The 18,978-nt window shown below is 75.7% G+C and carries 10 protein-coding genes and 1 pseudogene; 2 read left to right on the top strand and 9 right to left on the bottom strand.

Translation table 11 applies throughout. From position 1 onward, the window contains the following. Positions 1-473: 473 nt before the first annotated feature. The 4 genes from AC3CHW_RS21135 to purN form a co-directional block, all read right to left on the bottom strand. A complete protein-coding gene (locus AC3CHW_RS21135; RefSeq protein WP_187060860.1) occupies positions 474-971 on the bottom strand; it encodes a DUF3017 domain-containing protein in 498 nt (165 codons plus the stop codon). 85 nt (positions 972-1,056) lie between these two features. After that, positions 1,057-1,920, bottom strand: coding sequence for a bifunctional methylenetetrahydrofolate dehydrogenase/methenyltetrahydrofolate cyclohydrolase (locus tag AC3CHW_RS21130; RefSeq protein ID WP_398612127.1), 864 nt, complete (start codon positions 1,918-1,920; stop codon positions 1,057-1,059). Between the two features lie 160 nt (positions 1,921-2,080). Beyond that, on the bottom strand, positions 2,081-3,646 hold the full coding sequence (gene purH / locus AC3CHW_RS21125) for a bifunctional phosphoribosylaminoimidazolecarboxamide formyltransferase/IMP cyclohydrolase (RefSeq protein ID WP_488467506.1): 1,566 nt from the start codon (positions 3,644-3,646) through the stop codon (positions 2,081-2,083). Continuing rightward, positions 3,643-4,293, bottom strand: coding sequence for a phosphoribosylglycinamide formyltransferase (purN, locus tag AC3CHW_RS21120; RefSeq protein WP_488471125.1), 651 nt, complete (start codon positions 4,291-4,293; stop codon positions 3,643-3,645). Before purN ends, purH begins: the two co-directional genes overlap by 4 nt. Before the next feature lie 880 nt (positions 4,294-5,173). On the opposite strand from purN, the gene AC3CHW_RS21115 reads away from it, so the two are divergent. Continuing rightward, positions 5,174-6,571: a hypothetical protein gene (locus tag AC3CHW_RS21115; protein ID WP_488467505.1), complete on the top strand. Its 1,398-nt coding sequence runs from the start codon at positions 5,174-5,176 to the stop codon at positions 6,569-6,571. A 150-nt stretch (positions 6,572-6,721) separates the two neighbouring features. Here AC3CHW_RS21115 and AC3CHW_RS21110 read toward each other — a convergent pair whose 3' ends face one another. Continuing rightward, positions 6,722-8,851 (bottom strand): cell division protein PerM, encoded by a 2,130-nt coding sequence (locus AC3CHW_RS21110; RefSeq protein WP_488467504.1) that lies wholly within the window; start codon positions 8,849-8,851, stop codon positions 6,722-6,724. Between the two features lie 1,088 nt (positions 8,852-9,939). Between AC3CHW_RS21110 and AC3CHW_RS21105 the strand changes: the two genes are divergently transcribed. Then, the gene (locus tag AC3CHW_RS21105) at positions 9,940-11,229 is read left to right on the top strand and encodes a hypothetical protein (RefSeq protein ID WP_488467503.1); all 1,290 of its coding nucleotides are present in this window, start codon (positions 9,940-9,942) and stop codon (positions 11,227-11,229) included. Between the two features lie 181 nt (positions 11,230-11,410). Here the strand turns inward: AC3CHW_RS21105 and sucD are convergent, their stop codons facing one another. The 4 genes and pseudogenes from sucD to AC3CHW_RS21085 all read right to left on the bottom strand — a co-directional run. Beyond that, a complete protein-coding gene (gene sucD / locus AC3CHW_RS21100) occupies positions 11,411-12,295 on the bottom strand; it encodes a succinate--CoA ligase subunit alpha (RefSeq protein WP_176162120.1) in 885 nt (294 codons plus the stop codon). A 21-nt stretch (positions 12,296-12,316) separates the two neighbouring features. Then, positions 12,317-13,489, bottom strand: coding sequence for an ADP-forming succinate--CoA ligase subunit beta (gene sucC, locus AC3CHW_RS21095; protein ID WP_176162121.1), 1,173 nt, complete (start codon positions 13,487-13,489; stop codon positions 12,317-12,319). 1,115 nt (positions 13,490-14,604) lie between these two features. Then, entirely contained in the window at positions 14,605-15,393 is a 789-nt protein-coding gene (locus AC3CHW_RS21090; protein WP_466307381.1) for a VWA domain-containing protein, read from the bottom strand. A 729-nt stretch (positions 15,394-16,122) separates the two neighbouring features. Then, a pseudogene (locus tag AC3CHW_RS21085) lies at positions 16,123-18,918 on the bottom strand (DUF5682 family protein); the annotation flags it as partial. Positions 18,919-18,978 lie beyond the last annotated feature (60 nt).

The following is an 18,978-nucleotide window of genomic DNA, read 5'->3' as shown; positions in this document are numbered from 1 at the left end:
TTCCGCCGCGCCGTCCGCTGCCGGTGCCGGCGGCGACCGTCTCGCCCGCCGCGCCGCACCGTCGATCCGCTCGCCACCGGCCGGGCGGGCGCGGCGCAGGTCAGAGGGGACGCGTTCGCAGCGGTCCCGTTGCGTAACTGCGACGCGGTACCGGAACAGTCACTTCCGCGCCACAGGCCACACCCTGCGCTTGATCCGCAGCGGCCCCCGCGGCGATGCTCGTACACAGTTCGAAACGCGAGCCGGGAAACAATCCGCGCTCCAGTGCGACACCAGCGTGATACCACGACACCAGCGCGACACTGCAATACCGCGCGACAGTGGCCGTCACTTCTGCAGCACCGGATGCACCGGAGGACGTGCCCCGGACGCAGCGAGCGGCGGCTCGTCCTCCCACGGGGGTGGAGGACGAGCCGCCGTCATGTCGTACCCGCCCCGCCGCCAAGCCGACCGGCCGGCGCGCGGAACCCGGCTCAGCGGACCGTGAACTCCATCAGGTCCTCCAGGAACGGGATCTCCAGCCACGGGTCCGGCTGCGTCATCATCGACAGCACCACGATCAGGGACCCGAGCAGCCCGTACGTCACCATGTCGGTGAAGCGCGAGCGGACCGCCAGCATCCCCACGGACGGCAACAACCAGCGCAGCAGCGCCCCGAGGAGCAGCGAGAAGCCGATCACCAGGGTGCCGGCGCGGTGCGCGTCGAGGGCGACGACCAGCAGCCCGGCGGCGACGCCGCTCATCACCGTGAGCAGCGGCCACTGGCGCGCCGGCGCGGGCGCCTGTCCGCTCGCCGCCCGGCCGCCGCCCTCCGGGCGCGCCGTGTCCCGGGTGATCCGCGGGAATCTGCGCGAGCCGCGGCCGGGTCCGGAGTGGCGCTGGGCCCGCGTTCCCGGTCGCGGCCCGTGCTGTGCCGCGGCTCCGGCCGCTGCGGCGGCCAGGCCGCCCTCGCCGCTCGCGTGCGCACTCATGGCTGGCTCATGGCTGGTCGCCCCCTTGCTCTGGTTTCTCGTGACCCGCTGGCCGCGCGGGTGCCGGCGGCACCCGGGCCCAGGGTCAGTCCTGCGCCCGCGCCGCGCGCTCGGCGGCCTCGACGACGTTGACGAGGAGTTGCGCCCGGGTCATCGGGCCGACGCCGCCGGGGTTGGGCGAGAGCCAGCCGGCGACCTCGGCGACGCCGGGGTCCACATCGCCGACGATCTTGCCTTCGCCGTCCCTGCTGACGCCCACGTCGAGCACCGCGGCGCCCGGCTTGACGTACTCCGGCTTGATCAGGTGCCCCACGCCCGCGGCGGCCACGATGATGTCGGCCTGGCGCAGGGCCGCGGGCAGGTCGCGGGTGCCGGTGTGGCACAGGGTGACGGTCGCGTTCTCCGACTTGCGGGTCAGCAGCAGGCCGATCGAGCGGCCGACGGTGATGCCGCGGCCCACGACGACGACGTGCGCCCCGTCGATGGCCACGTCGTGGTGGCGCAGGAGCTGGATGATGCCGTACGGGGTGCACGGCAGCGGCCCCGGCTCGCCGAGGACGAGGCGGCCCAGGCTCATCGGGTGCAGCCCGTCGGCGTCCTTGGCCGGGTCCATCAGCTCCAGGACCCGGTTGGTGTCGATGCCCTTGGGGAGCGGCAACTGCACGATGTACCCCGTGCACTCGGGGTCCTCGTTCAGCTCGCGGACGACCGCCTCGATCTCCTCCTGCGTCGCGGTGTCCGGCAGTTCGCGCCGGATGGAGGCGATGCCCACCTGCGCGCAGTCGCGGTGCTTGCCCGCCACGTACCACGTGCTGCCCGGGTCGTCGCCCACCAACAGGGTGCCGAGACCGGGCTGCACGCCCTTGGCCTGGAGCGCCTCCACGCGGGTTTTGAGAGCGGACTTGATCGCGGCGGCGGTGGCCTTGCCATCGAGAATCTGGGCGGTCATGGACCCATCCTCCTGGATAAGCGGAGATCGGCGCGCCCCCGGGCCGGTCGGCGCTGACCTGGCCCCGGGGTGCGGCCCCGTACGGGCTGGGGGAACGGCTGGGCCACCGGCCCCGCCGGGATGGCGGGGCCGGTGGACTCAGGGTGAGCTCAGAGTGGGCTCAGTGGAAGAAGTGGCGCGTGCCCGTGAAGTACATGGTCACGCCGGCCGCCTTCGCGGCCTCGACGACCTGCTCGTCGCGGACCGAACCGCCGGGCTGCACCACGGCCCTGACGCCGGCCTCGGTCAGCACCTCAAGGCCGTCGGGGAAGGGGAAGAACGCGTCGGAGGCGGCGTACGCGCCCCGCGCCCGCTCCTCGCCCGCGCGCCGCACCGCGAGGCGCGCCGAGTCGACCCGGTTGACCTGGCCCATGCCGACGCCGACCGTGGCGCCGTCCTTGGCCAGCAGGATCGCGTTGGACTTGACCGCGCGGCAGGCGCGCCAGGCGAACGCCAACTCGGCGATCCCGGCAGCGTCCAGCGCCTCGCCGGTGGCCAGGGTCCAGTTCGCCGGGTCGTCGCCGTCGGCCTGGAAGGCGTCCTTGGCCTGGGCCAGGCCGCCGCCGTCGATCGGGCGGAACTCCACCTGGGCGGCGGGGGCCTGCGGGCAGCGCAGCACCCGGATGTTCTTCTTCTTGGCGAGCGCCTCGACGGCGCCCTCCTCGTAGTCCGGGGCCACGATGACCTCGGTGAAGATGTCGGCGACCTGCTCGGCCATGGCGCGCGAGACCGGCTGGTTGACCGCGATGACGCCGCCGAAGGCGGACAGCGGGTCGCAGGCGTGCGCCTTGCGGTGCGCCTCGGCGACGTCCGCGCCAACCGCGATGCCGCACGGGTTGGCGTGCTTGATGATGGCCACGCACGCCTGGTCAGCGCCGTGGTCGTAGGCGGCGCGGCGGGCCGCGTCGGTGTCCACGTAGTTGTTGTACGACATGTCCTTGCCGTGCAACTGCTCGGCCTCGGCCAGGCCGCCGCGGCCGGCGGTGTAGAGGGCGGCGCCCTGGTGCGGGTTCTCGCCGTAGCGCAGCACGTTCTTGCGCTCGTAGGTGGCGCCGACGAAGCCGGGGAACTCCTCGCCGCCCCCGACGTAGTCGGCGGCGAACCAGGAGGCGACGGCCGTGTCGTACGCGGCGGTGTGGTGGAACGCCTCGGCGGCCAGCCGCTTGCGGTGGTCGAGGTCGAAACCACCGTCAGCCACGGCGGTGAGCACCTGCGGGTAGCGGTCGGGGTTGACGACCACGGCCACCGACGGGTGGTTCTTGGCGGCGGCCCGGACCATGGACGGCCCGCCGATGTCGATCTGCTCCACGCACGCGTCCGGGTCCGCGCCGGAGGCCACGGTCTCCTCGAACGGGTACAGGTTCACGATCACCAGCTCGAACGGCTCCACGCCCAGCTCGGTGAGCTGCTCGCGGTGGTCGGCCAAGCGCTGGTCGGCGAGGATGCCCGCGTGCACACGCGGGTGCAGCGTCTTGACCCGGCCGTCCAGGCACTCCGGGAACCCGGTCAGCTCCTCGACCCTGGTCACCGGCACCCCGGCCGCGGCGATCTTCCCGGCCGTCGAGCCGGTCGAGACGAGCTGGACGCCCGCGGCGTGCAGGCCGAGCGCCAGCTCCTCCAGCCCACTCTTGTCGTAGACGCTGACCAGCGCGCGGCGAATGGGCCGCTTCGTACCTTCGACGGTCACGGGATTCTTACCTTTCGTCCCTCAATGCGGTAGCCGTGTCGGGCCAGACGCCCCACGACATCGACGAGCAGCCTGCGCTCGACTTCCTTGATCCGCTCGTGCAGAGCGGTCCCCCCGTCTTCCTCGTCCTCGTCCCGGACCTCGACCACGCCCTGGGCGATGATCGGACCGGTGTCGACCCCGTCGTCGACGAAGTGGACGGTGCAGCCGGTGACCTTCGCGCCGTACGCGAGCGCGTCCCGCACGCCGTGGGCGCCCGGGAAGCTCGGCAGCAGCGCGGGGTGCGTGTTGACGATCCGCCCCCCGAAGCGGGCCAGGAACTCCGGGCCCACGATCTTCATGAACCCTGCCGAGACGACGAGGTCGGGCTCGTACGCGGCGGTCGCCTCGGTCAGCGCCCGGTCCCACTCGGCGCGCGTCCCGTACGCCCCGACCCGGCACACGAACGTCTCGATCCCGGCCCGCTCGGCCCGCTCCAGGCCGACGATGCCGGTGCGGTCGGCGCCGACGGCGACCACGGTGGCCCCGTACCCGTCCGGGTCGGCGGCGATGGCGTCGAGCAGGGCCTGCAGGTTCGTCCCCGACCCCGAGACCAGCACGACCAGCCGGGCGGGGGGCTCACCGGGCCCGCGCGGGGCGACGGCCATGGCGGCGGGGCGCTCGCCGGGAGCTGCGGTGCCGCCCGCCCGGGGCGGGTCGGCGGGAGCGGGCGCGCGCTCGGCACCCGCCGATGCGGAGGGGGGCGCGGAGGGGGGCGGGGAGGCCACGGCGGTCTCTTTCTCGTGGTGCGCGCACGGGCGCCGCACGCGCATGCGGGGTTCCTCACGCGGGTGGTGCGGGTGGTGCGGGACGTGCGGGGTGGTGCGCTGGTCGTACGGGTGGTGCGGTCCGACGCCACGGCGAGCGGCGCGCTCCCCCGGCCCGGGTCGGGCGGTGGGATCGAACGGTGTCGGCGGGTGACGGACGGGGCGAGGGGAGGGGCGGGACGGACGGGGCGGCCGGAGCGGGCGCGCCGGACGCGGTGGAGCGATATGCGGTTGCCTGGTGCCGGCACGGCGGTTGACCTGGACATTCCGCCGCGGCCGGGCTTTGTACGGTCGTACGAGATCGCGGAACGCGGAATTCCAGGGAACTCTACGAAGCGGCCGACCGTCGGCAACGATACCGGCACACGCAACGGCCCCCACGGGACGGGGGCGCGCACGGGAGGTAGCGTCTGGACTGCGAATCCGCTGGGAAAGCCGGAGAAACCGCCCCGGAGGCCCGGGAAACCACCGGGACTCCACCGGGGGACCGCCAGGAAGAAGGGTCGCCAGGGGGCGGGGTCGAGCGGACCGACCCGGAGGATTTGCTGATGACGTGGGAACCACAGTCCCGTCTGCGCCCAGGCCGGACGGCGCCAGCCGGGCCACCAGGCCCGGCCCGCGGGACGACGACACAAGGGGAAGACACACTCCACATGCCGGACCCATACCGCCGCGCGGCGCTCCACTTCCCACCGTCTTCCCTCCGTGCCGGGGGGTCGCGATGAGGTACGCCGACACGCCACGCGTGCTGCCGCTGCTGCGCGACGGGCGGCCCTCGTCGCCCGCTTCCCCCGGTGACGGCCCCAGCGACCCCACCACCCCGCCCGCGTCGGGCCCGCAGGGCGACCCGTCGGGCCCGCAGGGCACGCCCGACCCACAGGGCTCACGGGAGCCGCGGGAGTCTCAGGACACACAAGGCTCGCAGGAGCCTCGGGACGCGCAGGGGTCGCAGGACGCGCACGGCTCGCAGGGGACCCAGGACTCACCGGGTGCGCGGGAGTCGGGCGCCGGCGACGCGCGCCCCGGCACCGACGGGGAGCGTGGCGGCGGCTCCGGCGCGGCCGACGCGCCCGCGGCCCCGAACGCCGCGCCCACCACGCCGGGCGCACCCGCCAACGGGCAGAGCGCGGCCGGCGAGCCACACGCCCCGGCGCAGCCGCCCGCGCAGCCGGGCCAGCAGCCGCCGGCCTGGCCCGCCGCGCCCAGCGGCCCGCCCGCGCCGGGCGGGGCGAGCGCCGGCGCGGGACAGCGCGGCAAGCGCGACCGCTGGGCCCGCTGGGGACCGGCGGCCAGCGACCAGCCCACCGGCCAGGGGCAGCAGGGCGGCGGCCAGCAGCCCCCCGCCGGCCCGGGCGCGACCCAGGGTTGGGGCCCGCGCCCCGGCGACCAGGGCGGCGCGCCGCCCCAGGGGCAGGGGCAGGGCCACGGTCAGGGTCACGGCCAGCAGTCCGGCCAGAGCCAGGGGTCCCAGCAGGGGCAGGGCCAGGGCCAGGGGCAGGACGAGGAGGAGCAGCCGCCGGCGTGGGGCAGCCAGTGGAGCAGCCGGCAGCCGGGCCGCAGCAGCGGTGGCGGCTTCGGCGCGAGTCCGAGCGGCGGCCGACCCAACGCCCAGCGTGGACAGAGCGACCAGGGCAACCAGAACGGCCAGAAGGGCAAGGGCGGCTCCCGCTGGGATCCCACCGACCCGGCCCAGCGGCGTGCCCGCTACTCGCTGCTGTCCGGCATGTGGGCGTTCTTCTTCGCCTTGTTCAGCCTGCCGGAGATCGCCCTGCTGCTCGGCGCGCTCGCGCTGTACTGGGGGATCAGCGCGCTGCGGGCCAAGCAGCGCCGGCCGGAGCCCGCGGCGGCGGCCGTGGACGCCCCGCCGCCCGCGCCCGACGCCACCTCGGCGCCGCTGCCCGCCCCGAAGAACGGCAACGGTTCGCGGCAGCAGTCGACGGCGGCCATCAGCGGCGTGGTGACCGGCGGCATCGCGCTGGCCATCGTCATCGCGACGTACACCTTCCAGCTCGTGTACAGCGACTACTACACGTGCACGGACGACGCGCTGACCAAGTCCTCGCGCCAGACGTGCGACCGGCACCTGCCGGAGCCGCTCCGGCCGATCCTGGACGACTGAGGACGGCTGGGGACGTCTGAGCGGACCATCGGGCTTCCCGTAGCGGCCCGACGCGAGCGACCCGTGGGGGCCGGCCGATCGACGGCCGGCCCCCACGGCCATGTGCCGAGCCGCGCGGCGGCCAGCCCGCGCCGTCGCTCCGCGCCGTGGTCACGGGCCCTCGACCGGACCCCGGGCCTCCGAGCCCGGCTGGCTCTCCGGGCCGGGCCGGCTCGGGTCGAGGTTGGGGTCGGGCGACCGGCGCGGGTCGCGGGCGGGGGCGCGCGGCTCGGTGTCTGCCCCGCCGGTGCCCGCCTGATCCGGCTCGTCCGGTTCGCCGTCGCCCGTGGCCGGGGCGGTGCCGGCGGTGGCCGCGAGCGACGGGGCGTGCCGCTCGACAACGGGGTGTGGCTGCGGGGCGTAGGAGGGCGGTGGGGTGGAGGCGGCCAGCGAGGTGGGTGAGACAGGCGGCGCGTACGAGGTCGGCGCGTCAGGTGAAGTCCGGGGGGCGGGCGAGTCCGGTGGCGCGGGCTCAGTCGATAGCGCGGGCTCGGTGGTGTCGTCGCTCGGCGGGATGGTGGGCTCGAAGTCGGCCATCAGCCCGCCCGATGACTTTCGCAGCGCCGCCCAGCGCGCCCGCCGGGCGCCCGTCGCGTGCCACGCGTCCTGCGCGGGGTCGGCGCCCGCGACGCCGCTGACCTCGTAGGCCCGTTCCACCGCGGCCTCGTACGCGCTCCACTGCGCCGCGTACGCCCGCGCGCTGCGCCACCGGTCGTACCACGCCGGTCGCAGGCGCCACACTCGCCGGTGCCACGTAGGCCGACGCCACGTAAGCCGGCGCCACCAGCGCACGAGCAGCGCGCTCGGTACGCCGAACACCACCGTCCAGACCAGCGCGGCCAGCCCGGCCCACCACGGGTCGGGGCCGAACTCCGCCAGCGTGCCCGTGCCGAGCGGGCCGCCCGCGGCCCAGGCGAGCAGGGCCGTCGCGGCGCCACAGACCAGGCCGGCCAGCGCGGTCGCGCGGGCGGTGCGCGCCCAGCCCCACCCCCGGGCCCGGCCGGCGCGCCCGCGCTCCGGGCTCGCGGCCACGGCGACCGCGCGCCCCAGCGCGAGCCCGGCGACCGCCGGCACCACCCCGACGAGCCCCCACAGCACGAGATCGCCCCGCCCGGTCTCGGGCAACGCGGCGAACAGCGGGAAGTGCGGCAACACGGGGTACGCCGTCGTCTCCACCGGCCCCACGAGGCTGCCCGCGCCCACCGTGAAGCCGCTTCCGAGGCCGTAGGAGGCGCCCCACACCATCGCGTTGGGAAACAGCGCCAGGCAGAGCGCGAGGACCGCGAACCGTCCCGACCAGTCGCGCGCCAGGTACGGAAAGGCGCCCTCCACCGCCCCGGCGTTGGTCACCAGCGACACGGTCGTCAGCACCGCGCCCCCGGCGACCAGCACGAGCGTGGCCCAGCCGCCGGCGCGCAGCGCGGCCACCACCACGGGTGGCGGCAGGTTGCGGCGTACAGCCGACGGGACGAGGTCGAGCGCGAGGCGGGCGGGGGCGGGCAGCGGCCAGGCGGGGCGCCCACTGGCCAACCAGGCGCCGGCGGTCACCGCCACCAGGGCCAGGGCCGCCATCCGCAACAGGGCGCCGCCGGGTTCGACGGGCAGCGCGCCGGAGTCGGCGTACACCAGCGCCGCGACGCCGACCAGCAGGTACCCGCCGACCACCAGACCGATCACGGAGCGCGCCATCTGTCCGGGGTGGTCCGCGCGGTCCGAACCGAGCAGCGACGGCCGGGCGGTGGGCTGGGCGGCCGGGGCTGCCTCGCGGTGATCGTCGGCACCGGCGTCGGCTTCCGACGGGGCCGCGCGCTCGGCGGGTCCCGTGAGGGGCACGCTCTCCCACCGCCCGGGCCGGCGCCCCGACCGCGCACCGGCGGCCTCGGCCGCCGCCTCGGCCTCCTCGACGGCGTGTCGCCCGGCGCGGTAGAGGAGCCAGCACGGCAGCGCGGTGAGCAGCAGCGGGGTGAGGCCCATCGTGGTCTGGCCGCCGGTCACCGTGTGCGTGCGGACGAGCTCGGCGCCGTGGGCCAGCAGCCACAGGCCCGCGGCGACCCGCAGGGTGCCGTCGGGGCTGCCGTCGGGGAACGGCGAGGTGATCCACAGCAGCAGGACGACGACGGCGAGCGCGCCGAGCCCCAGCCCGGCGGCCACCGCGCCGCTCAGCAACGCCTGCCCGGCGGCAGGCGAGCGCCGGGCGGCAACGAGGCCCCGCGAGGACGACGAAAGGCTCAGATCGGTCATGTGGGTCACCCGGCCATGCTCCCAATAACACCCGTTTTGTCCCCGTAGCAGGCACATGGTCGCCGTGTCGCTCAACATATTCATATGCGAGCTTTGATCCGTTTTGCCCGTACCGACTCGCCCACCACGGCCGCCCCCACGGCCGAGCCCCCCGCATGAGACGCCGCAAGGCCGCGCCGCCTGACGCCGCGCCGCCTGACGCCACGTCGAACGCGGCCTCTCCCCGCGCGCATTCGCCGTCACCGTCGCCGTCGCCATCGCCGTCGCGGGGCGGGGGTGCTGGCCGACGGCGGGAGGCGGGGGCGCGTACGAGCGGTTCGTCAGCCCGCGAGGGCGGCCCCGCGCCGAGCGGGGGCGCGGCGGCCGAACCGGGTTCGGCCCCCGCCGACACGCAACCGGCCCCGACGGGTGAGGGCGGCGCCACGGCGGGCGGGAACGCCACTACGGGTGACGCACGAGCGAAGATATCCGGCCACCGTCGACGCTCGGCCGGGGCGGACCCATCGGGGCGTACGCCGCAGCCGCCGGCCCGTACGGCTTCCCAGAACCACTCGGATCGGCCAGTTCGACGGGACCGGTTGGGGCAACCGAAGCCGTCGCGGCGACCGCCACGGGGCCAGCGCAACCGCGGCGCCCCGCCGGGCCGCTCGCGCGGGTGGGAGCGGCCGGGCGGGCCGGTCCGCTGGAAGCACCCGGAACGAGGGGTTCAGCCGAACGCCGTCGGCCCGACCCACCAGCCGGCCGACCCGGACAGCAAGCCGAATCTCAGGAACGAGCCAGACCCCGGCGGCCGACCTGACTCCAGGCAGGAGCCGGGCTCCAGCACGGAGCCGAACCCCCGGCGGGAACGGGGCTCCCGGCAGGAACCGGGCCGAGCGCGCGGGTCGCGGCCGAGGAAGTCCGCGAAGTCCGCGGGCCGTGGTGGCGCGAAGCCCCGGCCGAAGGCCGCGAACGGCCACGGCGTACGGAGCCGCGGAACCTCCGATTCCGCGCCGCGCCGCACCGCGGCCGACGCACCGCCACGCCCCACGGACAGCGACGCGCGGCCGACGGCAGCGCCGGCCACCGCCGCCCTGCCGGCTGCTGCGGTGGCCGGGCCCGGCGGCGGCCCCGCGCCCGGCGAGCCGGAGTCGGCTGCCGGCGAGGCCCCTGGGCACGGCGTCCCGGCCAGCCCCGCCGCCGCGTTCGACGCCCTGTACGCCCGGCACGCGCCGGCGCTCACCCGACAGGCGTACCTACTCACCGGGCGGTCCCAGCTCGCCGAGGAGGCCGTGGAGTACGCGTTCCGACTCGCCTGGCAGCAGTGGCCGAAAGTCGCCGTCGACCGCGATCCGGCCGGCTGGGTGCGGGCAGCGGTGTACGAGTTCGCGCTCTCCCCGTGGCACCAGTTGCGCCCGGAACGCAAGAAGCCGCCCCGCGCCCCCGTCGACTCCCCCACCACCAACTCGACGCCCCCCGCCCCGGCGGAGGGGGAGCCCGAGAAGCGCGGGCGGCTGCTCGCCCCGCGCCGGCTCCGCCCGCGCCTGCCCCGGCGCAGGCCGGTCGCCGTCGCGCCCGCAACCAAGGACGCACCGGTCCGCGCCACCAACCAGACCAGCGCTCACACCACCACCGAGGCCACCGAGGCCACCGAGGCCCGCCCCCACGCGGCCGAGCCGCGCACCGACGCGGGCGCCCACGCCGACGAGCCGCCCGTTCGTGCCATCCGGCGCCGCCGCTGGGCCCGTGGCCGGGGGCTGGCCGCGCTGCGGCGGGCGGTGCGGCGGGCCGCCATCGAGGCGGGCCCCGGCACCGTACCGCCCAGCGACCCGGCACTGCTCGACGCGCTGCTGAGCCTGCCGCGCTCGTACCGCCGCACCCTGCTCCTCTACGACGGCGTGGGGCTCGACCTGCCCGAAACGGCGGCCGAGACCGAGGCCAGCACCCCCGCGACCGCCGGTCGGCTCATGCACGCCCGGCAGGCGCTGGTCGAGCGGCTGCCGGAGTTGCGCCGGGTCCCCCGGGACCGGCTGGGCGCGGCCCTGCACCAGCGCCTGGGCGCGCTGGCCGTGGCGCAGCCGGTACGCGTGCGCGCGGCGGAGGCCGTCCGTACCGGCAGCGAGCACACGACGACCCTCATGGTCCGCGCGTCCGTGGGGCTCACCGCGCTGATCGCCGCCGCCACGGCGCTGACCCTGGTGACCAGTGCGGAGTCCGACGCGCCCACCACCGGCCCGACCCGCCCCGCCGCGACGTCCCCGGGCCCCGCCTCCTCAGCGCCCCCGTCCTCCTCGACCTCGCCCTCTCCCGACGCCACGTCCCCCACGGACGTGACGGCCACGGGAGAGACCGCCACCACCGGGCCCACCGCGCCCAGCGGCCCCAGCGGCCACCCCTGACAGTCAGAACCGCGACCGGCCGGCGGGCAGGGGCCACGTGGGCGCCGCATACGACAACGGGCGCGGGTCCACGCCCCCTGGGGGAGTGGACCCGCGCCCGTCGCGCGGTTCAGTCAGCCCACGCGGTCGTCCCGGCGGCCTGGTCGGCCGGTCCGGCGGGACCGCGTGCGGAGCGACCGTGTCAGCCGGCGAGGACCTCGCGGGCCAGGCGGGCCGTCTCGGACGGCGTCTTGCCGACCTTCACGCCCGCGGCCTCCAGGGCCTCCTGCTTGGCCTGCGCCGTGCCGGAGGAGCCGGAGACGATGGCGCCGGCGTGGCCCATGGTCTTGCCCTCGGGCGCGGTGAAGCCCGCCACGTAGCCGACGACCGGCTTGGTGACGTTGGCCTTGATGAAGTCCGCGGCCCGCTCCTCGGCGTCGCCACCGATCTCGCCGATCATGACGATCAGGTCGGTGTCGGGGTCGGCCTCGAACGCGGCGAGCGCGTCGATGTGCGTGGTGCCGATGATCGGGTCACCGCCGATGCCGACGCAGGACGAGAAGCCGATGTCGCGCAGCTCGTACATCATCTGGTACGTCAGCGTGCCGGACTTGGACACGAGGCCGATGCGGCCCGGCTTGGTGATGTCGGCCGGGATGATGCCGGCGTTCGACTGACCGGGGGTGATCAGGCCGGGGCAGTTCGGGCCGATGATGCGCGTCTTGTTGCCCTTGCTGCCCGCGTACGCCCAGAAGTTGGCGGTGTCGTGGACGGCGATGCCCTCGGTGATCACGACGGCCAGCGGGATCTCGGCGTCGATCGCCTCGATGACCGCGTCCTTGGTGAACTTCTCCGGGACGAAGATGACCGTGACGTCGGCGCCGGTGGCCTCGATGGCCTCCTTCACGCCGCCGAACACCGGTACCTCGGTGCCGTCGAAGTCAACGGTGGTGCCGGCCTTGCGCGGGTTCACGCCGCCGACGATGTTCGTGCCCGAGGCAAGCATCCGCTTGGTGTGCTTCTGGCCCTCGGAGCCGGTCATCCCCTGGACGATGACCTTGCTTTCCTTGGTGAGAAAGATAGCCATGGTTACTGGTGACCTCGTCCCTTACTTCGCAGCCAGCTCGGCGGCCCGCTCCGCGGCACCGTCCATCGTGTCCACCTGCTGCACCAGCGGGTGGTTCGCGTCGGTCAGGATCTTGCGACCCAGCTCCGCGTTGTTGCCGTCGAGGCGCACGACCAGCGGCTTCGTGACGTCCTCGCCCTTGGTCTTGAGGAGCTCCAGCGCCTGCACGATGCCGTTGGCCACCGCGTCACAGGCGGTGATGCCGCCGAAGACGTTGACGAAGACGGACTTCACGTCCGGGTCGCCGAGGATGATCTCCAGGCCGTTGGCCATGACCTCGGCGGACGCGCCACCACCGATGTCGAGGAAGTTGGCGGGCTTCACGTTGCCGTGGTTCTCACCCGCGTACGCGACGACGTCCAGCGTGCTCATGACGAGGCCCGCGCCGTTGCCGATGATGCCGACCTGGCCGTCGAGCTTGACGTAGTTCAGGCCCTTGGCCTTGGCCGCCGCCTCCAGCGGGTTGGCCGCGGCCTTGTCCTCAAGGGCGGCGTGGTCGGGCTGGCGGAACTCGGCGTTGGCGTCGAGCGACACCTTGCCGTCCAGCGCGATGACCTTGCCGTCACCCGTCTTGACCAGCGGGTTCACCTCGACGAGGAGCGCGTCCTCCTCGATGAAGACCTTCCACAGCGTCTTCAGGACCTCGACCACCTGGTCGGCGATCTCGGCCGGGAACTTCGCCGCGGCGACGATCTCGCGGGCCTTCTCGTCGGTCACACCCTCGATGGCGTCCACCGCGATCTTGGCGAGCGCCTCGGGGTTCTGCTCCGCGACGACCTCGATCTCCACGCCGCCCTCGACGGAGGCCATGGCGAGGAAGGTGCGGTTGGTGCGGTCGAGAAGGAAGGAGACGTAGTACTCCTCCGCGATGTCCGCGGTCTCCGCCAGCATGACCTTGTGGACCGTGTGGCCCTTGATGTCCATGCCCAGGATCTGGTTGGCCTTCTCGACCGCGTCGGCCGGGTCGGCGGCGAGCTTCACGCCACCGGCCTTACCGCGGCCACCCACCTTCACCTGCGCCTTGACGACCGCCCGGCCGCCGAGACGCTCGGTCACCTCGCGCGCCGCCTCAGGCGTGTCGATGACTTCACCGGCCAGCACCGGTACACCGTGCTTGGCGAAGAGGTCCCTCGCCTGGTACTCGAACAGGTCCACGCGCGTCCGTCCCTTTGCTTCTCAACTACACCGGCGGTCTGAGTGATCGCGGTTCTTGTCTGCGCGGGCGTGCCGCGAAGGGCAGCGTGACGACGCGGTCACCAAGGTCGCTACAGGGTGGCTTCGAGGTTGTACGCGTCAGCCGGGTACGCGGCATGTCCGCCTGGCAGGTTATCCCCGCATGCCGGGGCTCCCTAAATCACAGATCACACTTGGGCGGTGATAACAGTCACAGATCGCTACGCAAGGGTGGCTGACCACCACAGGGATCACCCGCTCGGCCGATGTGGGCCTTGAGTCGCCCGATGACCTTCCTATGCCAGGCGCGGGCCGTTCATGCCGTCGAAACCCTTCCCTCCCCGCGTCTCCATCTCCGGGTCTCCGTCCCCGACGACTCGCGCCGCCCGGAACGCCCCGCGACGCCGTTCCGTAGTCCCCTCTCGCTCGCGCCTCCTCCGTGGTGCCGCCTCCGTGGTGCCGCCTCCGGTCGGTGGCGGGGTGCGTCCGCCGGCGGCGGACCGCCGTGGCGGAGGGCTCGTGCGCCGGGAGGGCGTGCGCCCGGGCTCGGGGTCGGACTCGGGTGGCGGGCGGTGCCGCGCGGCACCCGGGCCCGCGCGGCGAGGGCGGGGCGGGCGCGGGCCTGGCTCGCGGTGGGCGTCCGGTACGGCGCCCGCCGGGGCTCCCCGCGGCGGGCGGTGAGGTGCCGGAGAGCCGGGCCTGGCGGAGCCCGGCTCTCCGGCGGCTTGGGAGCGGTGCGCCCGGCGGGCCGGAGCCGCCCGGCCGGCGCGACCGCCGCGCTCCGCCGTGGGAGTGCCACACCGTGGGAGTGCCACCACCGCGTACGAACCCGCTCGCCGCCGTGCCCGGGCCCACCGCCCACCGACCCCGACTGTCGCGCCCCCGGGCCCCGCCTCCCCGAGGCGGACGAGCGGCACGAGGAGAGCTGATGGGAGCCGAGACGAGCGAGGCGTGCGGGAGGGGCGTGCGGAGGGAGCGGAGAAGAGAACAGCGGACTACGGGATACGGACCATGCGGCGGACGAGGCGGTGAACGTCTCGGTGCGGGGCGATCCTTGCACGCTGCACAGGGGGCCGCGCAAGCCCTCGGTCGTCGGCTTATCGATGTGACTCCCCATCTGGTATGGGGAGTTGGCGTCGCTCGATAGCCGCCGCCATCACGTCGGGAAACAGATCGGGCGTGCAGGCGAAGGCCGGCGCGCCCAGCGCCGCGAGCGCCCCCGCGTGCTCCCGGTCATACGACGGCGCGCCCTCGTCGGACAGCGCCAGCAGCGTCACGAACTGCACGCCCGACGCCTTCATCGCGGCCACCCGCCCGAGCATCTCGTCACGTATGCCGCCCTCGTACAGGTCGCTGATCAACACGACGACGGTGTCGGCTGGCCGGGTGATCTGGGACTGGCAGTAGGCCAGCGCGCGGTTGATGTCCGTGCCGCCGCCCAGTTGGGTGCCGAAGAGCACGTCCACCGGGTCGTCGAGTTCGTCCGTGAGGTCCACGACCGCCGTGTCGAAGACGACCAGGCGGGTGGCGAGCGAGCGCATCGAGGCCAGCACGGCGCCGAACACCGAGGCGTAGACGACGGAGGCCGCCATCGACCCCGACTGGTCGATGCAGAGGATGACGTCCTTCTTCACCCCGCGCGCGGCCCGCCCGTACCCGATCAGCCGCTCGGGTATCACCGTGCGGTACTCGGGCAGGTAGTTCTTGAGGTTGGCACGGATGGTGCGGTTCCAGTCGATGTCCTGGTGGCGGGGGCGGCTCACGCGCGCGGAGCGGTCGAGCGCGCCGTTGAGCGTGGCGCGCGTGCGGCTGGACAGCCGCTTCTCGAGGTCCTCCACCACCTTGCGCACCACGGCCCGCGCAGTTTCCTTGGTCGTCTCCGGCATCGCCTTGTTGAGCGAGAGCAGCGTGCCCACCAGGTGCACGTCGGCCTCCACCGCCGCCAGCATCTCCGGCTCCAGGAGCAGCGTGGAAAGGCCGAGCCGGTCGATCGCGTCGCGCTGCATGACCTGCACGACGGAGGTGGGGAAGTACGTACGGATGTCGCCGAGCCAACGGGCCACGCGCGGCGCCGAGTCGCCGAGCCCCGCGGAGCGCTGGCCCGCCGCCGACCCGCCCTTGCCGCGCCCGGCCGCCCCGCCCGCGCCGCTCCCCCCGTACAGCGCCTCCAACGTCCGGTCCATCGCGGCGTCCCGTCCGTCGAGCGCGCAGCCCGTACCGTCGGCGCCGTCCCCGCCGCCGAGCACCAGGCGCCACCGGCGCAGCCGTTCCGCGTCCGGTACGCGCGGCGCCGGCGCGGCGGCATCGCCGTCCTCCTCGGGCGCCTTGGCCCGGCCGGTCCCGCCGTCGGTGGTCGTCGTGGTCGCGGCGGCCCCGGCCGGCCCGGCGGCGGGCCGACCCGCCGCCGGGGCCCCGGCCGACTCCCCGGTCCCGGCCGACTCACCGGCCCCGGCCGCGGCCCGCTGCCCGGTCGTGACCCGCTGCTCGGTCGTGGCCTGTCCCCCGGGCGTGGCCTGTTCGCCCGTCGTGACCTGGTCCCCGGGCGTGGCCCGCGGCTTGGCCGCTGCCTCCGCCACCGGCGCGGGCTGTGGCCCCGCCGGGGCCGGGCCCTCGAATCCGAGGAGGGCCCACAGCGTCGGCAGCACGGCGCGCGCCCGCTCGGGGTCGGTCTCCGGGCCGAAGCCCGCCGCCGGGCCGGCGGCGGTGGCACCGGCGCGGGCGCCACCGCCGGGTCCGCGCCGCACGAGTTCGCCGAGCGTGCGGCGCACCCCCTCCTCGTACGCGGAGAAGGTGCGCCGCAGCAGCGGCAGGACGTCGGTGAACGCCTCGGGTGCCACGCCGCACAACCAGTCGTCCACCAGGGCGAGCAGCCGTTCGTCGTGAACGAGAAGCATGCCGCCGCCCGCTCCTCCGCCGACGAACCCCTCGATCCAGGCGGCTGCCGCGACCGGCGGCGTGCCGGGCGACAGGGCGAGCCCCATCAGACGGGCGGCCTCGTCGTCGGCCAACTGCCCGTCGTCGAGCAGGAGTCGGGCGGCCCGGCCCCGGATGAGGCCGGGCGTGCCGTCCCGTTCCGCCAGCACGCGCAGCACGGCGGTCCAGCGGGCGCGCAGGCCCGGCTCGCTGGGGGTGGCGGGGATGGCTGGGGCGACGGCTGCTCGTGGGCAGTCGTCCCCGGCGGAGCCGGGGGCGGCGTCGGGGTGGTTGTCGTCGTCGGTGACGGCGACGCGGTCGGTGGACCGCCCCGGAGCCGCGGGGCCGGCGGAGTCGGCGGTTGCCCGCGGGCTCTCGTCGCCGGCCGGCCCGGGGGCGGCGTCGGCGTGGTTGTCGTCGTCGGTGGCGGCGACGGGGTCGGTGGACCGTGGGGTGTTCGGAGCCGCCGGGGCCGCGGGCCCGGCTTCGGTGGCCGGGCGGCGGGTCTCGGCCAGCAGGCCGATGGCCCGGTGGGCCGCGTCCAAGTGGCCACGCATCTCCTCGGCGCCGTCCGCGTCCAGGCCCACGCAGGCGGGCGGCAGGCCGACGCAGACCCGCTCGGCGAGGCCGACGGCGACCTCGCCGAGCGCCGCCGCGTCCGTGCCCCGCACGTCGCCGTAGCGCACGGAGCGCACCAGCGCGGGCAGCGCCTGGGCGAGGTGGCCCACGTCGGCGGCGAGCGCGGCCCTGTCCGCGAGCACCCGCATCACGACCGGGAGCGCGTCGGGCAGCCCGGCGAGCAGGCAGCGCTCGGCCAGTTCGGTGACGTCGGCCAGCCCCTCCGCGTCGACGGCCAGGGCCGCCGCCCGCGCGGTCGCGGCCGAGCGCACCGTGGTCCCCCAGACGCCGGCCTCGGCGACCCGCACCGCCAGCTCGGGCTCCCACCGCAGCCGCCATGTCTCGCGGAACGTGCCGGCGTTGGCGCGGGCGTTGCGCGACGGCACGCCCCACGCGATGCCGAGCAGCCCCAGCCGGTGCAGCAGCGCGCTGCGCTCCGCGTCGGTCTCCTTCCGCAGGTCCAGCTCCATCTCGCGGTCGGTCGCCGTCGGCTTCAGGCGCAGGGCGCGCTGGGCCCGGGCCAGGTCGCGCTGCAACGGCGTGGCGGGCGCCGCGTCGGGGACCTCGCCGATGTCGTCGCCGACCACCAGCCGCTCGCGGACCAGGGACAGCGGCACGTCCGATCCCTCACAGAGCACGGACCGGATGGCGTCGGTGGTCTCGGTGAGCCCCGCCAACGGGCGGCCCCGCAGGATGGCGAGGGTGTCCGCGAGCCGTACGGCCTCGATGACGTGCGCCGTCGACACGGGGTAGTCCTCCTCCCGCAGCAGCCCCGCGACCTTCGTCAGCCAGCGCTCCACGGGGCGGTCGGGCGCCCCGAACAGGTGCCCGTACCAGCCCGGCGAGGTGATGCCCGCGCCGTACCCACTGGCCCGGGACAGCCTGCGGTGGGTCCACGGCACCCAGCTCAGCTCCACCTTGGCCTTCGGCAGGCCGCGCAGCAGCCCGCGGTCGGCGGCCACCGTCGTCTTGGTGGTCAGCGCCGGTACGTGCCAGGCGCCGCAGACGACCGCGACGTCGTCGCCGAACTCGCGCCGCGCCTCGCGCAGCCGCAGCCGCATGTGCGCCTCGCGCACCGCGTCCCGGTCCCGGTCGTCCGCGCCGCCCTGGTCGCCGGGCTCGCCTCGGCCGGCGGGCTCGCCTCGGCCGGCGGGCTCGGCCCGCGCGGCGGATCCGTCCGACTCGGTGGGCTCGTGCTCGGCGCGCAGGGCGGCCATGGCCTCGCCGATGGCCGCGAACGGGGCCAGCGCCCGGGCCCGGGCCGTCGCGTGCCCGTCGCGCCCGTCGTCCTGGGCGAGCGCGCGCGCCGGCCCGACGACGCGGTCGGCGTCGTCCCGGTCGGTGTCGTCGCCTGGCGCGGCCTCGCCGCGGTGCTCGACGACGTCCTCCCACCACCGCTCGGGGTCGTCGTACCCCGCCGCTGCCGCGAGCGCCGCCAGCGGGTCGACCCGCACCGGCGCGCCCCCGGCCCGCGGCGCGTCGCCCTCGCCGTCCGGGGCGTCGCCGTCGCCCCCCGCGTCGGGACCCCCGCGCCCCGGCGCGTCGGCGGCGGCCTCGTCGGCCGCGCCGGTGAGCGCCAGCGTGTGCGCCGCCGGCAGGTCGATGAAGCGCACCGGAACGCCGTGCCGCAGGGCCCAGCGGATCGCCACCCACTCCGGCGAGAACTCCGCGAGCGGCCAGAACGCCGCCCGGCCCGGCTCGTTCGCGACGTGCGCGAGCAGCGCGACCGGGGGCCGCATCTGCGGGTCGGCGGCCAGCGGCAGCAGCGCGTCCCCCTCCGGCGGGCCCTCGATCAGCACGGCCTTCGGCGCGCACCGCTCCAGCGCGGCCAGTACGGCGCGGGCCGAGCCCGGCCCGTGGTGCCGGACGCCGAGGAGCAGCGGCCCCGCGCCGCCGTCGGTCGCGGCGGTGGGCCCGGCCGGCCGCGCGGCCCGCTCGCC

This window comes from Streptomyces sp. MGP-BFMKR1 (genome assembly GCF_057766585.1).
This window is presented reverse-complemented; position numbering and strand designations above follow the sequence as displayed.